This window comes from Streptomyces sp. NPDC031340, from assembly GCF_055569945.1.
This window is the reverse complement of record NZ_JBVIIE010000054.1, coordinates 1-17,884: the sequence shown is the minus strand read 5'-3', so window position 1 is coordinate 17,884 and position 17,884 is coordinate 1. Positions and strand designations below refer to the sequence as shown.

Genomic DNA, 17,884 nt, shown 5'->3' with positions numbered 1-17,884 from the left:
CATCCGCCCACCGGCGTCGTGGCAGGCGCCGGTCCTGTCCGGCGGCTTGTGGGTGAAGCCGTCCGGTCCCACGACCTCCTGGTGGTCAGCAACGAGATCCACGCCGGCGCGCCGACAGCCCCCTGCGCGCGGAGTCACTCCACGTCGCAGCCCGGGTTCGGCGCGTCCTCGGACAGCGGCGCGCCGTGCGGCAGGACGTACAGCACGTCGAGGACCAGCGGCGTGTCGCCCAGGTTGCGGCCGAGGTGGACTTCGTCCGGCCCGCTCGGCTCGCGGACCGTGGTGCCGGTCGGATACACGCCGTCCACCGTGCAGTCCGCGTGGTAGTGGGTGAGAGTGCCCTGCCGTACGAAGCCGTAGAGCGTTCCGTCGTGGTAGTGCCAACCCGTGCTCTGCCCCGGCGGGACGGTGATCTCGCGCAGGACGTAGTCGGTGTCCCCGATCGTGGTCTGGCTGATCAGCCGGCCGGTCACCCCCGGTCCGGGAGGCGTGGCGTCGGCGGTGCCGCAGGTCAGGACGGTGCCGGCGACGACCGTGCCGATGACGGCGGTGCGGAGTGCGTGGCGCATGCGGAAGACCTTCCGGGAGGCGGGGCTGCGAACGGGTACCGCCGTGAACATAGAGGCCCGGCAAGGGAGTTGGGGGCGGAACGGTCCCATCCGCCCGGCGCCCGGCCGCGTCGTGCCTCCCGGCGTCACGGGCGGGGTGAGGAGTGATCGACCGGGGGAGAGAAGAAAGGGGAAGGGGCCCGGATCGACCGGAGCCGGAGCCGGAGCGGACGAGCGAGCGGTGGAGCGCGCATGACGGCGGAGCGGGGCACCGGGCGGGACACGGCAGCGGTCGACGCGGTCACCGAGCCCGACGCGGCCGCGGGGATGGATGTCGCAGGGACCGGCGCCACGGCGACCGGCGCCACGGCGACCGGCGCCACGGCGACCGGCGCCACGGCGACCGATGACACGGTGCTCGACGCCACGGTGCTCGATGCCGCGAGGACGGAGGCCCCGGGGATCGGAGTGAGGCCCGTCACCGGGCACATCGGGGCCGAGATCACGGGCGTCGACCTGACCGGCGACCTCGGCGACGCCGTGGTCGCCGCCGTCCGGGCGGCGGTACTGCGCTGGAAGGTGGTGTTCTTCCGCGGGCAGCGCCTCGACCACGCCGGGCACATCGCGTTCGCCCGGCGCTTCGGCGAACCGGTGGTGCTGCCCAGGCGCGGCAGCGCCTCCCCGCCGGACTTCCCCGAGGTCGAGACGACCGCCGACCGGCTGGAGCTCGGCGGCCGGTTCGGCATGGACCACGACGAATGGCTGCACCGCCGCCGGCCCACCCTGCTGCGCGGCTGGCACTGCGACCACGGCGCCCGGGTCGACCCGCCCGCGGCGACGATCCTGCGCGCCGAGACGGTGCCGCCGTACGGCGGCGACACCACCTGGTCGAACCTGGCGGCCGCCTACGCCGGACTGTCCGCGCCGGTCAGGGAGTTCGCCGACGGGCTCAGGGCCGAGCACCGCCTCGGCGTCGGCTACCAGCCCCGGCCGGGCGACGACGCGTACGTGCGGCACCTGCTCGACCACCAGGTCGCCTCCCTGCACCCCCTGGTGCGGGTGCACCCGGAGACGGGGGAGCGGGTGCTGTTCGTCAACGGCTACTACGTCGAGCAGATCGCCGGCCTGTCCCGCCCGGAGAGCCGGGCCGTGCTCGACATGCTGCTGGAGCAGGCGACCCGGCCCGAGTACACGGTGCGCTTCCGGTGGGAGCCGGGCAGCGTGGCCTTCTGGGACAACCGGGCCACCATCCACCTCGCGCCCGCCGACAGCGCCCACCTCGGATTCCCGCGGATCATGCACCGGGTGATGCTCGCGGGCGACGTACCCGTCGGGGTGGACGGACGGCCGTCGGAGCCGGTCGTGGGCACCCGGCCGGGTCTGTGGTGACTCAGCCGGCGGGGCGCCATCCCAGCGCCGGGCCGAGTTTGGTGGCGATGTCGGTGAGGATCTGCACGTAGTCCTCGTGCTCGAAGGTGAACGGCAGCGCGAACGCGACCTCCTCGACCTCGCGGAACGCGGCGTGCGCGGACAGCCGCCCGGCGATCTCGTCCGCGGGGCCGACCAGGTCCGGCGCGAACAGCAGCCGCCCCTGACCCTGCGGAGACGCGGTGCGGGGCAGCCGGGCGGCCGCGTACCGCTCGTACTTCGCGCGCTGTCCGGGCGACGCGGAGTCGGTGGGGACGACGACCAGGCCCTGCGAGACACGGGCGGCCTCGCCGTCGGGGTGGGCGGCGCGGAAGGCCCGGATGTGCGACAGCTGGATCCCGGCGAAATCGAACTCCGCCGCCCCGTCCGGTCCCGCTCCTTCCGGCGCCGCCCCTTCCGGCCCCTCCGCCTTGACGACGCTGCTGGTCAGGAAGTTCATCCCGTGCTCGCCGGCCCACCGCGCGGAGGCCAGGCTCCCGCCGCCGTACCACATCCGCCGGCCCAGCCCCGGCGAGTGGGGCTGCACCTGGCTGGAGAACACCTCGAATCCCTCGGTGCCGCTGAAGTCCGTGACCCGCTCGCCGCGCACGAAGCCCAGCAGACGCCGTACCCGCTCGTAGCCGAAGTCCTCGGCGTCGCCGGTGTCCGGGTGGAGCGCCTCCCTGACCCGCTCGTAGTGCATCGGCGGACCGGTGCTCACTCCCGGGTTGAGGCGTCCGCCGGACAGCAGGTCGACCGTCGCCAGGTCCTCGGCCAGCCGCAGCGGGTTCTCCCAGCCGAGCGGGATCACGGCGGTGCCCAGCTCGATACGGCGGGTGCGCTGCGAGGCCGCGGCGAGGACGGCGACCGGGGAGGAGATGCCGTACTGCAGGTGCCGGTGACGCACCCACGCGCTGTCGAAGCCGAGCCGCTCGCCCAGCTCGATGACCTCCAGCGTGGACTCGTGCCCGCGCCGCGGGTCCGCCTCGTCGAACAGCCCGATCGTGAGGAAGCCCAGCTTGCGCAACGGTCGTGGAGTGGGCGGCACGGGACTCTCCTGCGTTCGTACGTCAGTGCTCGTCCCGATTGTGGCAGCCGAACATTGCAGAAATGTGATCAGATCAGCGGGATGATCACCTCGTCCTCCACGGGCGGGTCGACCTCCTGCGCGCGGTTGCCGGTGGCGGCGTGACAGCGCAGCCGGATCGCCTCCGGGGTGACGTCCAGGCGCAGGAACTGCTTGAAGAACGGCGGGCTGTACGTCGCCGAGCCCGGCGAGAACAGCCGCGTGTAGAGCTTGCGCACCGGGAGCCGGAACCGCGAGGTGCGGTCGGGACGGCCGCCCGCACCCAGCAGACTCGCCAGCAGACGCATCCGCCGCGTCACCCGCACCGGGCCGCCCGGCGCGCGGGTCGGCGGGATGCCCAGGCGCTCCGAGACCACCGCCGTCGCCTCGGCCTCGGTGAGGGCGAAGAAGCGGCGCAGCCGCAGCCGGCGGCCGTAGAGCGCGCTGTAGAAGGCGAGGGAGTCGCCGCGCAGCGGATAGCAGCGGAAGTCCCGCTCGGTGACGCCGGCGACGCCGACGCGGGGGATGGTGTGGGTGGCGTGCATGAACGCACCGCCGCCGCCCGAGACGACGTACTGCACGGTGCGGCCGTCCACCTGGACCGGATAGCGCTGGTAGTTGTGGATGTCGCCGCCGATCGCTGCCACATAGCGGTGCTCGGGGGCGCGGACCACGTCGTCGACGGTGCCGCCGCCCTCGATGGGGCAGGGGTGGTGCTCGCCGTCCACGTACAGGGGCGAGCCGGTGATCAGGATCTTCGGGCGGGGGCCCTTGGACACCTCGCGCAGCCACGCGCCCTGCTCGGCGTCGAGGGTGCCGAGCAGTCCCGTGTCGATGCCGACGATCCGCACCGGCCCGGCGTCGATGGCCCAGTAGGGGCCCGGCTGTACGGCCTGCTGGTCGGCCGACGACCGCAACTCCCTGTCCTTCTCGAGGTGCTGACCGTCCGCCGGGCGCGGCCGGTGCCACAGGAGTGAGCGCAGCCAGGCGCGGGTGAACGGGCGCGGCGCCGGCTCGGGGGCCAGGGGCGGCGCGTCGTCGCAGAAGACGCGCATGAAGGCGCCCAGGTCCTCGTACCAGTCGTGGTTGCCGGGTATCGCGTATATCGGCGCCCGGTAGTGCTGGTAGGGGCGGAAGAACTTGGTGCCGTAGTCGTCCGCGCTGCCCACCGGGTAGATCACGTCGCTCGCGATGACCGCGAAGTCGGTTCCCCGGCCGGTCTTCAGGAAGCCCGGCACGGCGGCGTATTGGGAGGCGTCGCCCTCCCCGGTGTCGCCGACGACCATGAAGGAGAAAGGGTCGGGACCGTCGCGCCGGATCACCTTGTCGGCGGGCGCGCCGGCCGCCGCGCGCTGCGCCACCCAGCGGCTGCGGGTACGGCCCGTGGGGTCCCCGAACCAGGAGGCCAGTACGCCGTTGCGGGCGGCCCACAGCGTCTTCGGGCTGAGCCAGGAGAGCTTCTCGACCTTGGGCGGCATCAGCCGCTCGTACTCGCCGGGTTCCGCGGTTCCCCAGCCTGCGCCCGCGGCGGTATCGCGTGAAGAGTCAGACACCGGTGCACGGTAACAACGAGCGCGGCCGGCGATCGAGGCCGGTCAGGTATCAACTGGTTTGCCCGCGCCGGAGATTGGCTGCCCGTCAGGAGGGAGCGATGATCTTGATGCCGCTCATCCAGCCGTGCCCCCCGGGCCGGGTCTGCAGCGCCATGTGCAGCAGCTGGATCCCCTCCAGTTCGCGGGCATGGTGCAGCCCGCCGACGTCCACGGGGTTCAGGCCCCCGGAGGAGACGAGTTCGGCGACCCGCGCGCGGGCGCCCGCGTCGTCCCCGGCGATGAACACGTCCAGCGGAATCCCGGCGACCTCGCCCGCCACCAGGGTCCCGGCGAACGTGGTGTTGAAGGCCTTCACCACGTGCACTCCCGCCGCGGCCGCCGCGGCGATCTCCTCGGCCGCCGACGAGCCCGCCGCCACGGTCAGGGAGTCGAAGGTCGAGAAGTCCACCGGATTGGAGATGTCGACCACCGTCTTCCCCGCCAGCCGCTGCCCGTAGGAGGCCATGACCTCCTTGGCGGCCTCGAACGGCACGGCCGCTACCACCACGTCGGCCTCCCCGACCGCGTCCGCGTCGGCGGCCGCCGCGTCCCCTCCGGGCACCCGGCGGACCAGCTCCTCGGCCAGCTCTCGCGCCCTGTCCGGATCCCGGCCGCTCAGCCGCACGGAGTGCCCGCCGGTCAGCGCCCGGGTGCCGATCCCGCCCGCCATCTTGCCGGTGCCGATGATGAAGACCCGCATGGACCGCGCCCTTCCCGCGTGACGAAAGACATGAACCAGCCTAGGTCTCCACGAACCGGACGGCTTCTCGGGAGCGGCTGCTGCCGGTCAGGTTCCGGTCAGGGGTCGTGTGCCGGTGGCGGGTGTGGTCGAGGTCGTCCGCTCGGCCTCCTCCAGCCAGCGCAGATACCAGCGGGCGAACGTCAGCGGCGTGCCGTCCTCGTCGAGGAGCGGGGCGAGGACGCCGTCGTCCGCGCGGCAGTCGGACCAGACCGTGCCCCGCAGGTCGCCGCTGACGATCAGCCACTCCCGCAGGGCGCAGCCCAGATGGCAGATCGCGACGGCGCCGGCGGTGCGCTCCGGGGCGAACAGGACCGCCGACCACCGCTCGTCCCACGCCTCCATGGCCTCGTCGAAGTCCTCGATGTCGGCGAAGTCCTCCTCCTCGGGGCACTGCGCGTGCAGGCTCTTCAGCAGTTCGGGGTCCGGGCCGTGCTCCGGGAACGGCTCCGCGAGCCTGTCGAGGTCGGCCAGGTCCGCGCCGTCGCCCTCCCAGCGCCAGCGGCCCTCGACGTGCCGGACCGGGAAGACGCCGTACGCCGGCCCCGCGCCGCCCGCGCCGACGTGCAGCAGGAAGTCCCGGTACTCCTCGGGCAGCCGCACGCCCGTCTGTGCCTCGAGTCCGGCGAGTTCGTCGGGTGTGAGGGGTTCCTCCAGCACCCACGCGTGTCCCGCCGCCCCGAAGACCTTGCCGCCGGCGGCTCCCGCGCCCACCGCCGCGACGCGCTGACGCACGCCCGCCCACCACTGATCGGTCATGGGGCAGACCGTACGCGCCGCCACTGACAACCGGCCCGGGCGCGCCGCCCGCGCCCCGCCGGGAAGCCCGTCCGTGCCTCGCGGGAAGGGGTCGGCCGTGCCCTGCCCGGCGGCCCGCCCACACCCGGCGGGGACGTCCGCCCGCGCCCCGCCGGGAAGCCCTCCCGCACCCGGCGTAGACGCCCTTCCGCACCCCGCCGGGAAGCCCTTCCACGCCCCGCCCGGTAGCGGCCGCCGTCCGTGTGCGGCGGGGCCGTCCCTGGTCAGGGGGCTGCCCTGCCCTCCCGGTGCGCGGACAGAGGGATAACCCTCGAATGCCCCGGGCAGGGCTGACATGACCTGGTCAATCCTGCCATCCTCAACTGCCGCGCACCCCCCACGTGCCCGTCGCACCGTCACGGCCCCGCACAGCTGTCTCGTCCCGGTCAGTACACCCGTCTGCCCGGTCTGTTCCCGGTCGCCCCCGCGGCCGTCGCAGTAGGAGAACGAGTGAGACGCATTCCCCGCAAGCGCGTCGCGGTAGGAGCCCTGGTCTCCACCGCAGCCATGCTCGCCGTCGGCATCCAGTCGGTCCCGGCGACCGCCACGCCTGCCGCCGCCCACCCCAGCCCCCTGCGCACCGGTGGCCTCGAGGCCAAGCTGACCCCGGCCCAGCGCACCGCGCTGATCAAGAGCGCGGAGAAGAAGACCGCCGCCACCGCGCGCACGCTCGGCCTGGGCGCCAAGGAGAAGCTCGTCGTCAAGGACGTCGTCAAGGACAACGACGGCACCGTCCACACCCGTTACGAGCGCACCTACGCCGGCCTCCCGGTCCTCGGCGGCGACCTCGTCGTGCACACCCCGCCCGCCTCCAAGGCGTCCGGCACGGTCAGCACGACCTTCAACAGCAAGCGCACCATCAAGGTCGCCTCCACCGCCGCCACCCTGACCAAGGCGGCGGCCGAGACCAAGGCGCTGAAGACGGCCCGCGCGCTGGACGCCAAGCAGCCCGCCGCCGACAGTGCCCGCAAGGTGATCTGGGCGGGCAACGGCACCCCGAAGCTGGCCTGGGAGACCGTGGTCGGCGGCCTGCAGGACGACGGCACGCCGAGCCGGCTGCACGTCATCACCGACGCCACCACCGGCAAGGAGCTCGGCCGCTACCAGGACATCAAGACCGGTACCGGCAACACCCAGTACAGCGGCACCGTGACGCTGAACACCACGCTGTCCGGTTCGACGTACCAGCTGTACGACACCACGCGCGGCGGCCACAAGACGTACAACCTGAACAACGGCACGTCGGGGACCGGCACCCTGATGACCGACTCCGACGACGTCTGGGGCACCGGGGCCGGCTCCAACACCCAGACCGCGGGTGCGGACGCCGCCTACGGCGCCCAGGAGACCTGGGACTTCTACAAGAACACCTTCGGGCGCAGCGGCATCAAGAACGACGGCGTGGCCGCCTACTCCCGCGTCCACTACAGCAGCGCCTACGTCAACGCGTTCTGGGACGACACCTGCTTCTGCATGACCTACGGCGACGGCTCCGGCGGCACCCACGCGCTGACCTCGCTGGACGTGGCCGGCCACGAGATGAGCCACGGTGTCACCTCCAACACCGCGGGCCTGAACTACTCCGGCGAGTCAGGCGGCCTGAACGAGGCGACCTCCGACATCTTCGGCACCGGCGTGGAGTTCTACGCCAACAACTCCACCGACGTCGGTGACTACCTCATCGGCGAGAAGATCGACATCAACGGCGACGGCTCCCCGCTGCGCTACATGGACAAGCCCAGCAAGGACGGCTCCTCCGCCGACAGCTGGTACTCCGGTGTCGGCAACCTCGACGTGCACTACTCGTCGGGCCCGGCGAACCACATGTTCTACCTGTTGTCCGAGGGCAGCGGCAGCAAGACCATCAACGGCGTCACCTACAACAGCCCGACCTCCGACGGTGTCGCGGTCGCCGGGATCGGCCGGGCCGCGGCCCTGCAGATCTGGTACAAGGCGCTGACGACGTACATGACGTCCAGCACCAACTACGCGGGCGCCCGCACCGCCGCCCTGAACGCCGCCGCCGCGCTGTACGGCACCAGCTCCACGCAGTACGCCGGAGTCGGCAACGCCTTCGCCGGCATCAACGTCGGCAGCCACATCACCCCGCCCAGCAACGGCGTCACGGTGACCAATCCGGGCAGCCAGTCCTCGACCGTCGGCACCGCGGTGAGCCTGCAGATCTCGGCGAGCAGCACCAACAGCGGCTCCCTGAGCTACTCCGCGAGCGGCCTGCCCACCGGCCTGTCGATCAACAGCTCCACGGGCGTCATCTCCGGCACCCCGACGGCTGCGGGCACCTACAGCACCACCGTCACGGTGACCGACTCCACCGGCGCGACCGGCACCGCCTCCTTCACCTGGACGGTCAGCTCCAGCGGCGGCGGCACCTGCACCTCGGCCCAGCTCCTGGGCAACCAGGGCTTCGAGTCGGGCAACACCACCTGGACCGCCTCCAGCGGCGTCATCACCAACTCCACCAGCCAGTCGGCCCACGGCGGCTCGTACTACGCCTGGCTGGACGGCTACGGCTCCACCCACACCGACACGCTGTCGCAGTCGGTGACCGTCCCGAGCGGCTGCAAGGCGACGCTCACCTTCTACCTGCACGTCGACACCGCTGAGACCACCACCAGCACGCAGTACGACAAGCTGACGGTCACCGCCGGATCGACGACCCTGGCGACGTACTCGAACCTGAACGCCGCCTCGGGCTACACCCAGAAGTCGTTCGACCTGTCCTCCTTCGCCGGCTCCACCGTCACCATCAAGTTCAGCGGCGTCGAGGACTCCTCGCTCCAGACCAGCTTCGTCGTGGACGACACCGCCCTGACGACCAGCTGATCCACCGCACACGCACAAGCACGAGCACAAGGACCTCACCCCGCGGCGCGGGGTGAGGTCCTTCGCGTCGGCTGAGCGGCCGTCAGCTCAGCGGGTCGAGCGTCAGATATGCCTGCTGCGGGCTGCCGTCGTGCACCAGCGACTCCTGGTTGCCGACGTCGTCGAAGGCGAACGCGTACGCCTTGCCGTCGGCCGTCTGCGCGTGGATCGCGCGGGCGTAGTGGTTGGTCACCGGGTCCTGGTAGAAGCTCGCGGCGGTGGTGTCCGGCTGGTCGGGATTGACCAGCAGAGTCGAGCGGTTGAAGCCCGCGCACAGGGTGCGGGAGATCGGGCCGCGCACCTGGTCGTTGGGGGCGTTGAGCAGCTTGTGGCAGCCGAAGACGCTGTCGGCGTCCGGTTTCTGGAAGCTGGTGACCACCGCGCCGGAGGCGTCGGTGAAGTTCATGACGCCGCCCGACACCCGGCCGTAGTACCTGGTGTCCGGCCGGTCGGCGAACGGGGTGACCGTCAGCGTCGAGGTCGCGTACTTCTGCCAGACCCGGTTCACGTAGTCGTCCATGACGGTCGCCGGGAGGGCGCCGGTCTCCAGGCCGTGTCCGGGGGACAGCGCCCGCAGCACGGTGCCGTCGGAGCGGGTCTGGATCAGGCCGGCCCAGCCGCCGGGCTGGCCGCGCAGGGCGGTGAAGAAGCCGTTGTAGCCGCCGGACTTGAGGTGGCCGGTACTGGCCGTGGTCCCGTCGGAGCGCTGTACGCCGACCGCGTAGGGCACGGAGAACATGTCCACCTGGGTGCTGTTGATCCACAGCCCGGAGTCGTTCAGCGTGTACTCGGACCAGTTGAACAGGATGTCGCGGTTGGGATCGCTCGGATTCTGCACGGCGGGCTGCACCAGACCGCCGGTGGTGAGCTTGAAGACGAGCTTCTGGCCGTAGGAGAAGTAGATGCGGCCGGAGAACTTGGGGATGCGGATCGTCGTCGACTGCCCGGCCGCGGGGCCGGGGATGGCGGCGTCGGGCGCGGGCGTGGGCGGGTTGCCGCCCGCGGGCCAGGCGTGGAAGGTGCCGTTCGCGTCCGCCCAGCCCTGCTGCCCGGTGCTGAGCTGGGTGCCGAGGTCGTAGATGTAGACCGGCTCGCCGCGGCCGGAGTTGTTCGTCACCTTCAGGGGGATGGTGTCGGGCACCGCCGCCTCGGCGGTCGAGGGCGAGTGGACCGCGAGGGCCGCGCCGAGCAGCGCTGCCGCCGCGGCCGGTGCCAGTAGCCGGCGCAGGGGCTTTTTGAACACGCTCCACCTCCGTGGGGGTTCACCAGTTGTGGGGGGATCTCACGAGGCGTGGGCCGACGGTGGTCCGTACCTTCATGAGAGCGCTCTCAAAGTGGCATCCGGGCGCGTGCATGTCAATAAGGTGAACGGGAGGGGCGGACGGCGCCGGCCGGTGGCGCCGCTCGCCCCCGCGCTCAGAAGGTGCGCTCCAGCAGGTCGAGCAGGACCGCCCAGTGCCGCTCGGCGCCCTCCTTCTGGTACGCGGCCGTGTCGGCCTGGGTGTAGCCGTGGCGGGCGCCCGGGTACACCTCGCAGCGGTGCCGTACGCCCGCCGCGGTCAGCGCGTCTTCGAGGATCTTCATCTGCTCGGGCGTCATCGAGGGGTCGTCGTCGGCGTGGCCGAAGTACAGCTCGGCGGTGATGTTCCCGGCGGCCAGGTGCGGGCTGTCCGGCGCGTCCGTGGCCAGCTGCCCGCCGTGGAAGCCGGCCGCGGCCGCGACCCGGTCGGGGTACGCGCCGGCGGTGCGCAGTGCCAGCCGGGCGCCCATGCAGTAACCGGTCAGCGCCACCGGACCGTCGGCGACCAGCGGGGAGTCCGCCATCCAGCGCAGGAAGGCGCCCGCGTCGCGCATGGCGAGGTCGGACGTCAGGGACCGCATCACCGGACCGATCCGCTGCCAGATCTCCGGCCGCGCGGCGGGATCGATGAACTCGGGCAGCTCGAAGACGGGCGTGCGGCCGTGACGGTAGAAGGTGTTGGGCAGCAGGACCGTGTAGCCGGCGCCGGCCAGCCGGTCGGCCATCGACCGCAGGTGCGGCCGGATGCCGAAGGCGTCCATGAACAGCAGGACGCCCGGGTGCGGGCGGCCGTCGCCGGGATGGGCCAGATAGGCGTCGGCGACGCCGTCCTCGGTGGGGACGTCCACGGACATGGACATTCTTCAACCTTTGCAGTCGAGTTCAATCGTGGCCACACGGCCAAGGGCAGGGTATACCCGCATGTCAGCGGCCGGATACTTATGCGGATCAAGGCCCGATTTGCTGACCGTAATGACTGCGCGAGCGGACCCGCTCGTGGCGGCGTACTCACCGCCACGGTGACTGACGGCGCGGACCGTCCCTCGTGTCCCAGCGCCTGGCGTCCTCGTCGTGCGCCCTGTCGATCATGCGCTTGTGGCCGACCGGTTCAGCCGTGCCCGCAACTCGACAGGTCGTGTCTCGACCACCGCACGGTCCGCCTCGGTCATGCCGGGGGCGGGTGATGCTTCCGCATCATCTGTTCCTGGCAGACTGTCAGTTTCTTGGCTCAGCCTCCACTGCTTCGGACATTCTCCGGCGCAGCCGTGGAGCCGGTACGACCGCGCTCCCGTAGCAGGGCCGCGCGAAGCCACTGCACACCCCCGGGCTCGGCCGCGGTCGCGCCGTGTGCGAGGGGCCGCAGCCTACGCTTGATCGATTCGGCTTGCCCCAGCCGCTCGACGCGCGGTCCGTGGGGATGTTCCTCGACAGGAGCCTCGGCCGGACGCGGTACATGCTCGACGGCATGGCCGGTCAGACCTGCTATGGATCATGATGCAGCTCTGGGCAACACATCGCCGCCTGACCCCGGAGGTCAGCTGGCGGGGCTCGCAGGCCGGGCCTTGCTGCCGACGTCCTCCGGAGCCTTGTCTTCCGGGTTCGACGACACCAGGCCACGGACTCGCGAGTCGACCAGACGGGTTACCGCCTGCTGCGCTATGCCGAAACCCGCTGCCCAGACCAGCAGATCGCCCAGTGACATAGGAGATTGCATGCCAGGAATCGCGTCGCTGGTGATCAAGACAGCGCCCACCAGGGCGAATATCGGTCCGAGCACGAGTTTCAGCAGCAGTTGCTGCATCGGCAACGAGAAGGGATTCCACGTCCCCCCAGTCCTTGCTGCTGTGGGCACTGTACTGATCAGTGCGCCGATCGCGCCGAACAGGGCGACCAGCAGGACCAAACCCGCCCGGGATGCAGGATTCGACACCGTCAGTGCGTAGGAACCGATGGACAGGGCCCACATGAGAACGCCGAGCGCGAGGAAGCTTACGGCGGATAGGAGCAGCAGTCGATTGCGGAAGGTTCGCGTCTGTACGTAGCTCTCGTCAACCTTGGCCTCAACCGCTTGGGCCAAGTGCCCGACAGCGATGGGGTCGAGGAACCGTTTCGGGGCCTTGCACTGCCATTCCAGATCCCGCCTTACGGCTGTGACACGTTCGTCATCCGGCGGAAGCAATTTCCCTGCCTTGACCAGGAGATCGCGAGCCGTCGCAGCGAGCTCGCCATCCTTCAGGATGCGGTCGATTTGTGATTCAGCCTCATGGACCTCACCCCACGCGAACTCCAGGGTGGCATCGCGGCGCCACCACCGGATCTGACTCGCTTGGTACGCAGCGTTCGCCGCCCTGCGTAGTTGCTTCGAGACCTCTTTCTGGTAGACCGGACCATCCTTCCGGAGCCTGCAAGCCTCCAACAACCTGTCGTTGTCCCGCTCCACCTGCGTCAGGAGTTGTTGCTGTTGGTACCCCCGGGCCCCCTGGACCGAGTCCAACACTTTCGTCTCATCGAGAAGGTCCGACATCAGATGCTCCCGCCCGCGACTGTCACGTCAGCCATAGCTGAGCAATTGACCAGTTCTGCACCCGGCCCCGCAATCAGCCAAGACCTCCTGATTCCACACATAGCACACCTGAAGTGACCTCGCCACTGCGGTAATCGGTCCGCTCAATTGGCAGCTGAAATCATGGGGAAGCCGTCGTTGACATTGAGATGAGTGTAAAGAATGACACGGGTCGTGCTCGGCTGGTTCTGCCTGAGTCCGAACGGCACTGAGCCCCCGTCAATCGGGCGCTCAATCGGACGTCGGTGATCAGTCGGCCCGTACCCAGCGGACGTGGTCCCGTACGGCCGGGGACGCGCTGTCGAGCGGGTCCGATGGGGTCAGCTCTGCCGGTCCAGTCGAAGAATGCCGACGGCTGTTCCCTGTACGGAGGTCATGAGGGGCTGCCTCTCTGCGGTCGACGGCGGAAGAGCACACCACCGGCCCGACCGGGGCCGGATGATCGAACACCCATGTTTCCACGGGGGGAGATGCCCGCTTCGTCCGGCCCCGGTCTCACTCGAACCGTGTCACGTCCCCCGCGCCGCGCCGCACGATCTCCGCCTCGCCGCCCGAGAAGTCGATCACCGTCGTCGGCTCGGTGCCGCACTCGCCGGAGTCGACCACCGCGTCCAGCACGTGGTCCAGCCGGTCCTTGATCTCCCATCCCTGGGTCATCGGCTCCTCCTCGTCGGGCAGGAGCAGCGTGCTGGACAGCAGCGGCTCGCCCAGCTCGGCGAGCAGTGCCTGGGTGACGACGTGGTCGGGGATGCGCACGCCCACCGTCTTCTTCTTGGGGTGCTGCAGCATCCGCGGCACCTCCCTCGTCGCGGGCAGGATGAACGTGTAGCTGCCGGGCGTGGACGCCTTGATCGCCCGGAACACGTCGTTGTCGATCCGCACGAACTGACCGAGCTGCGCGAAGTCCTGGCAGACGAGGGTGAAGTGGTGCCGTTGGTCCAGGTGGCGGATGGAACGGATGCGTTCCACCCCGTCACGGCTGCCCAGCCGGCAGCCCAGCGCGTAGCAGGAGTCGGTGGGGTACGCGATGAGCGCGTCCGCGCGGACGAGAGCGGCGATCTGGCCGATGGTGCGCGGCTGGGGATTGTCTGGGTGCACGTCGAAGTACTTGGCCATCTGCCGAGCTTATGCCGTCCCCGCACGAGGACCGCACTGGGACGGGCCGCGGAGGCGCTGCGCCGGCGGTGTGGATGGGACGGCTGCGTTGTCGGGGGTGGGCTACAGGGCTGTTGCGTCGTAGGGGGTGGGCGGGGCTGTGCTGGGGGAGTGGGCGGACCGTGCCGGCGCGATCGGCGGGCCGTGCCGCCGGGGGCGGTGGGCCGAGGTGGGGTCGTGGGGGCTGTGGCGTGCAGGCGGGAACGAGGGGGCTCGGCGCGCCGGGGGCGAAGTCGCTGTGTCGGTGGGAGTGGGCGGTTGTGCCGGCGGGCGTCGGCGGGGCGACGCTGTCGGGAGCCGAGGGGGCCCGGCGGGCACCGACCGGGTTGTGTCGCCGGGCGACGGTGGGGCTGTCCGTCGGGGGCGTGGGGGTTGTGCCGGGGGGAAGCGGCTGGGCTGCGCCGAGGGGCGGTTGTGCCGGTGGGCGCCGACCGGTCGTGGGGCTCGGGCGCCTGACTGGGCCGTGGGGCTCGGGGACGACCGGTGCCGCGTTGTCAGGGGGCGGGCGTGGGCGCGAGGTCGGGCGTTGGCCGGGTTGTGTGCGGTAGCGTCCCCGAGCGATGTGCCGAGGCCGACGCGTTTGACGAGGGGAAGCCCGACATGGCTGGCCGTAAGGACGGGACCCGTGCCACGGCGGTGACGGAGGACGACGGCCCGGCGTGGGCGCGGCAACTGCTCGACCACCTCCGGCCCACCGGACGGGACGTCGGCAACGTCGTCGCCTGGCTGGCCGACGCCGTGCGGGGCACCGCCTGCCTCCAGGACGGCGCCGGCGCACTCGTCGCGGGCACCCCGACGCCGCTGGAGGAGGACCTGACCGCCGACATCGTCTCGGGCCGGATCGCCTCCGCCGCATGGGACGGTCAGGGGCGCCACCTGCGTCTCGTACGGGTCGCGCGGCCCCGGCCCGCGCCGGCCGGCGTGCTCGTGGCCTCCCGCGAGACCCCCTTCGACCGGCGGGCCTCCGACATCGTGGCGTACACCGCCCAGGTGCTGGAGGTGCTGCTCCGGGCGCGGGAGACGTCCGCCGCCGGACGCCGGCTGGAGCGGGCCGCCGCCGATCTGCGCCTGGCGATCCTGCAACTGTTGATGGTGGAGGACACCGTCTCGGCGCGCCGGGTGGCCGCGGGTCTGTGGCCCGGCCTGCTCGACGCGGACACCGCGTGCGTGTACGTGCTGGAGCGCGCCGGGTGGCCGCGGGTCTGTGGCCCGGCCTGCTCGACGCGGACACCGCGTGCGTGTACGTGCTGGAGGGGCACGTCGACGACCGCGACCGGACCGCGGAGGAGTGCATCGAGGCGACCGGCGAGCGGGTGCTCGTGGTGCGCTGCCCCGCCATGGACGCGCACGTCATCGTCCTCGCCCCGCGCGACACGGCCGCCGACGAGCTGCGCTCCCTGATCGGCCGGCGGCCCGGCACCTTCCTCGGCGGCAGCGCCCCGCAGAGCCTCGCCCGCACCGCCGCCGCCTACGGTCAGGCCGTCAGCGCCCTGGCCGTCGCCCGCTTCCGGCCCGACCGGCAGGCCGTGTACGCCGAACGCACCCACCCCGAGCGGCTGATGGACCCGGCCGCGCTGCACCGCTGGACCGCCCGGGTGCTGAGCCCCCTCGACGGCCTCGCCCACCACACCCGCGCCGAACTCCTCGCCACCACGCGGCTCGGCCTGGAGTTCACCGCCGTCAGCGCCGCGAAGGTCCTCGGCGTGAGCCGGAACACGGTCCGCGCCCGCATGGAGCGCGTGGAGGCCCTGCTGCGGACGGACTTCTCCGACCTCGCGGTCCGCGCCGTCGTCCACCTGGCGCTGAACGCGCACGCCGGCCTCACCGAGGCGCCGCAGGACGACGCCGACGCCGCGGCGCGGATCCGGCTCGGCGACCTCCTCACCGGTGCCGCCTTACGCACCTGGGCCGGCGACCTGCTGGGGCGCCTGGCCGCGGACAGCCGCGACCTGCGTCGCACGCTGCGCACCTGGATCGCCGCCGGGGGCAACGCCGAGCGGGCCGCGCAGACCCTGGGCGTGCACGCGCAGACCGTGCGCGAGCACGTCCGCAGCGCGGAACCGGTGCTGGAACGCCAGCTCCTCGCCGCCGGCAGCGACCTCTACGAGGTCGTCCTCGCCCATCTGGCGCTCGGCGCCCTCGAACCACCCGCCCTCCATGGGGCATAGCCGGGCGATCCGGACGCAGTTGTGCACAGGTGAGTCCTCGGGACGCCGGGGCGGGCACCGGCACGATTCACAAGGCGCGGGCCGGCGACGTAGGTTCGACGGGCCGCGGGGGCGCGACCGGAACGGGGGACCGGTCGGCCCCCCGCGGGTTCACCCGCGCAGCCGCACCGGGATCTCCTGCCAGCCGGACGCGATGAACGACGGCACCTGCCGCAACTCGCCCTCGTCGACGGCCAGTCGCAGACCGGGGAAGCGGTCGAACAGGGCGGGCAGCGCGGTCAGCGCCTCCACGCGGGCGAGCGGGGCGCCGATGCAGCGGTGCACGCCGATCCCGAACGCCAGATGGTCGTCGGCGCCGCGGGCCGCGTCGAAGTCGTCCGCGTCCGGCCCGTAGTGCGCCGGATCGAGCCCCGCGGCGGCGTACGTGGTGATGATCGCGTCGCCCGCCGCGACGGTGACGTCGCCGACGGCGATGTCGCTGACCGCGAACCGCAACGGCAGCGCGGCGATGGACGGGTGCACCCGCAGCGTCTCGTCGACGACCGCGTCCCAGCCGATCGTCCCGGACCGTACGGCCGCCAGCTGCTCCGGGTGCGTCAGCAGGGCGACGACCGCGTTGCCTATGAGGTTGACGGTGGTCTCGAAGCCGGCGCCGATCACCAGCAGCAGCGTGTACAGCAGTTCCTCGTCGCTGAGCCGGTCGCCGTCCTCGTCGCGCACCCGGATCAGCTCGGTGGTGAGGTCGTCGCCGGGATGCTCGGTGCGGTGGGCGATCAGCGCGGGCAGCACCGTGCCGATCTGCCGCTGCACCGAGGCCGCGTGCTCCGGGCCGGTGTCGGAGGTGTCCATGATGGCGGCGATCAGGCGGGCGGTGTCGTCGACCAGTTCGTCCGGCACGCCGAACAGTTCGCAGATGATCCGCATCGGCAGGGGATGGGCCAGCGCCGCCTTGACGTCGACCACGTCCGTGCCGGATGCCGCCATGGCGTCGAGCAGCCGAGTGGTGATCGCCTCGACGCGCGGACGCATGACCTCCGTGCGCCGGTGCGTGAAGCTCGGGGCCACCAGCTTGCGCAGCCGGGCGTGGTCGGCGCCGTAGGTGGACAGCATGTTGATCACGCCCACCCAGCCCAGGATCCAGCCCCACGAGGGGTGTTCGCCGATCTCCGGCCACAACTTCCAGTGCTGTCGCGGGTCCTTGCTGACCCGGGGGTCGAGGATCAGGTCCTTGAGGGTGTCGTAGCGGGTGGGCGCCCAGGCGGGGATGGAGCCGGGCAGCTCGACGGGAACGATCGGGCCGAGGGCACGCAGGCGGGCGGTCTCGGCGGCGATGTCGGCGCCGAACGGATCGAGGGCGACGCGGGCGGGCACGGTCACGACGTATCTCCAGGAAGGTCACGGTCCGCGGCCCCTCGCGGAGACGCTCGCAGGACAGTACACACCGTCGTCGATCACTCGCGCACGGTTGAGCTGGATTTCGCCGCCAGGATTGCCGATTCCTGATCGTTTCCGTGCTGGTCGCTGAACTTGTTTCTGAGCTTGTTCATGAACTGCCGTGGGGGGGGGGGGGGGGGGGGGGGGGGGGGGGGGGAGAGGGGGGGGGGGGGGGGGGGGGGGGGGGAGGGGGGGGGGGCGACTCCTGCGTCGTCACAGCCGCCACCGCAG

General features: G+C 71.7%; 14 protein-coding genes. 4 read left to right on the top strand and 10 right to left on the bottom strand.

Going from position 1 to position 17,884, the window contains the following annotated elements:
* Positions 1-134: 134 nt before the first annotated feature.
* Positions 135-569, bottom strand: a complete 435-nt coding sequence (locus ACZ5GT_RS32095) for a cupin domain-containing protein (RefSeq protein WP_469033277.1) — start codon at positions 567-569, stop codon at positions 135-137.
* Between the two features lie 231 nt (positions 570-800).
* Between ACZ5GT_RS32095 and ACZ5GT_RS32090 the strand changes: the two genes are divergently transcribed.
* Positions 801-1,937 (top strand): TauD/TfdA dioxygenase family protein, encoded by a 1,137-nt coding sequence (locus ACZ5GT_RS32090; RefSeq protein WP_469033275.1) that lies wholly within the window; start codon positions 801-803, stop codon positions 1,935-1,937.
* Between the two features lies 1 nt (position 1,938).
* Here ACZ5GT_RS32090 and ACZ5GT_RS32085 read toward each other — a convergent pair whose 3' ends face one another.
* From ACZ5GT_RS32085 to ACZ5GT_RS32070, 4 genes are all read right to left on the bottom strand, one after another.
* Positions 1,939-3,003, bottom strand: coding sequence for an LLM class flavin-dependent oxidoreductase (locus ACZ5GT_RS32085; protein ID WP_469033271.1), 1,065 nt, complete (start codon positions 3,001-3,003; stop codon positions 1,939-1,941).
* 68 nt (positions 3,004-3,071) lie between these two features.
* The gene (locus ACZ5GT_RS32080) at positions 3,072-4,574 is read right to left on the bottom strand and encodes a metallophosphoesterase family protein (protein WP_469033268.1); all 1,503 of its coding nucleotides are present in this window, start codon (positions 4,572-4,574) and stop codon (positions 3,072-3,074) included.
* 85 nt (positions 4,575-4,659) lie between these two features.
* Complete coding sequence (locus tag ACZ5GT_RS32075; RefSeq protein WP_469033383.1) at positions 4,660-5,352, bottom strand: NADPH-dependent F420 reductase; 693 nt, start codon at positions 5,350-5,352, stop codon at positions 4,660-4,662.
* Between the two features lie 48 nt (positions 5,353-5,400).
* Positions 5,401-6,111 carry an SMI1/KNR4 family protein gene (locus tag ACZ5GT_RS32070; RefSeq protein WP_469033266.1) on the bottom strand — a complete coding sequence of 237 codons (711 nt, stop codon included), beginning with the start codon at positions 6,109-6,111 and terminating at the stop codon, positions 5,401-5,403.
* A 489-nt stretch (positions 6,112-6,600) separates the two neighbouring features.
* Between ACZ5GT_RS32070 and ACZ5GT_RS32065 the strand changes: the two genes are divergently transcribed.
* The gene (locus tag ACZ5GT_RS32065) at positions 6,601-8,994 is read left to right on the top strand and encodes a M4 family metallopeptidase (RefSeq protein ID WP_469033264.1); all 2,394 of its coding nucleotides are present in this window, start codon (positions 6,601-6,603) and stop codon (positions 8,992-8,994) included.
* A gap of 82 nt (positions 8,995-9,076) precedes the next feature.
* On the opposite strand, the gene ACZ5GT_RS32060 is transcribed toward ACZ5GT_RS32065, so the two are convergent.
* The 4 genes from ACZ5GT_RS32060 to ACZ5GT_RS32045 all read right to left on the bottom strand — a co-directional run bounded on the left by ACZ5GT_RS32060 (position 9,077) and on the right by ACZ5GT_RS32045 (position 14,012).
* Entirely contained in the window at positions 9,077-10,276 is a 1,200-nt protein-coding gene (locus ACZ5GT_RS32060; protein ID WP_469033261.1) for a glycoside hydrolase family 64 protein, read from the bottom strand.
* A 173-nt stretch (positions 10,277-10,449) separates the two neighbouring features.
* Positions 10,450-11,193, bottom strand: a complete 744-nt coding sequence (locus ACZ5GT_RS32055) for a dienelactone hydrolase family protein (RefSeq protein WP_469033259.1) — start codon at positions 11,191-11,193, stop codon at positions 10,450-10,452.
* 674 nt (positions 11,194-11,867) lie between these two features.
* Complete coding sequence (locus tag ACZ5GT_RS32050; RefSeq protein WP_469033257.1) at positions 11,868-12,857, bottom strand: hypothetical protein; 990 nt, start codon at positions 12,855-12,857, stop codon at positions 11,868-11,870.
* 534 nt (positions 12,858-13,391) lie between these two features.
* Positions 13,392-14,012, bottom strand: coding sequence for an L-threonylcarbamoyladenylate synthase (locus tag ACZ5GT_RS32045; RefSeq protein WP_469033255.1), 621 nt, complete (start codon positions 14,010-14,012; stop codon positions 13,392-13,394).
* A 639-nt stretch (positions 14,013-14,651) separates the two neighbouring features.
* Here ACZ5GT_RS32045 and ACZ5GT_RS32040 point away from each other — a divergent pair.
* Positions 14,652-15,452 carry a hypothetical protein gene (locus ACZ5GT_RS32040; RefSeq protein ID WP_469033254.1) on the top strand — a complete coding sequence of 267 codons (801 nt, stop codon included), beginning with the start codon at positions 14,652-14,654 and terminating at the stop codon, positions 15,450-15,452.
* Positions 15,389-16,219, top strand: coding sequence for a helix-turn-helix domain-containing protein (locus tag ACZ5GT_RS32035; RefSeq protein ID WP_469033382.1), 831 nt, complete (start codon positions 15,389-15,391; stop codon positions 16,217-16,219). The genes ACZ5GT_RS32040 and ACZ5GT_RS32035 overlap by 64 nt, the downstream gene beginning before the upstream one ends.
* 150 nt (positions 16,220-16,369) lie before the next feature.
* Here ACZ5GT_RS32035 and ACZ5GT_RS32030 read toward each other — a convergent pair whose 3' ends face one another.
* Positions 16,370-17,596 carry a cytochrome P450 family protein gene (locus ACZ5GT_RS32030; RefSeq protein WP_469033250.1) on the bottom strand — a complete coding sequence of 409 codons (1,227 nt, stop codon included), beginning with the start codon at positions 17,594-17,596 and terminating at the stop codon, positions 16,370-16,372.
* Between the last annotated feature and the right edge of the window lie 288 nt (positions 17,597-17,884).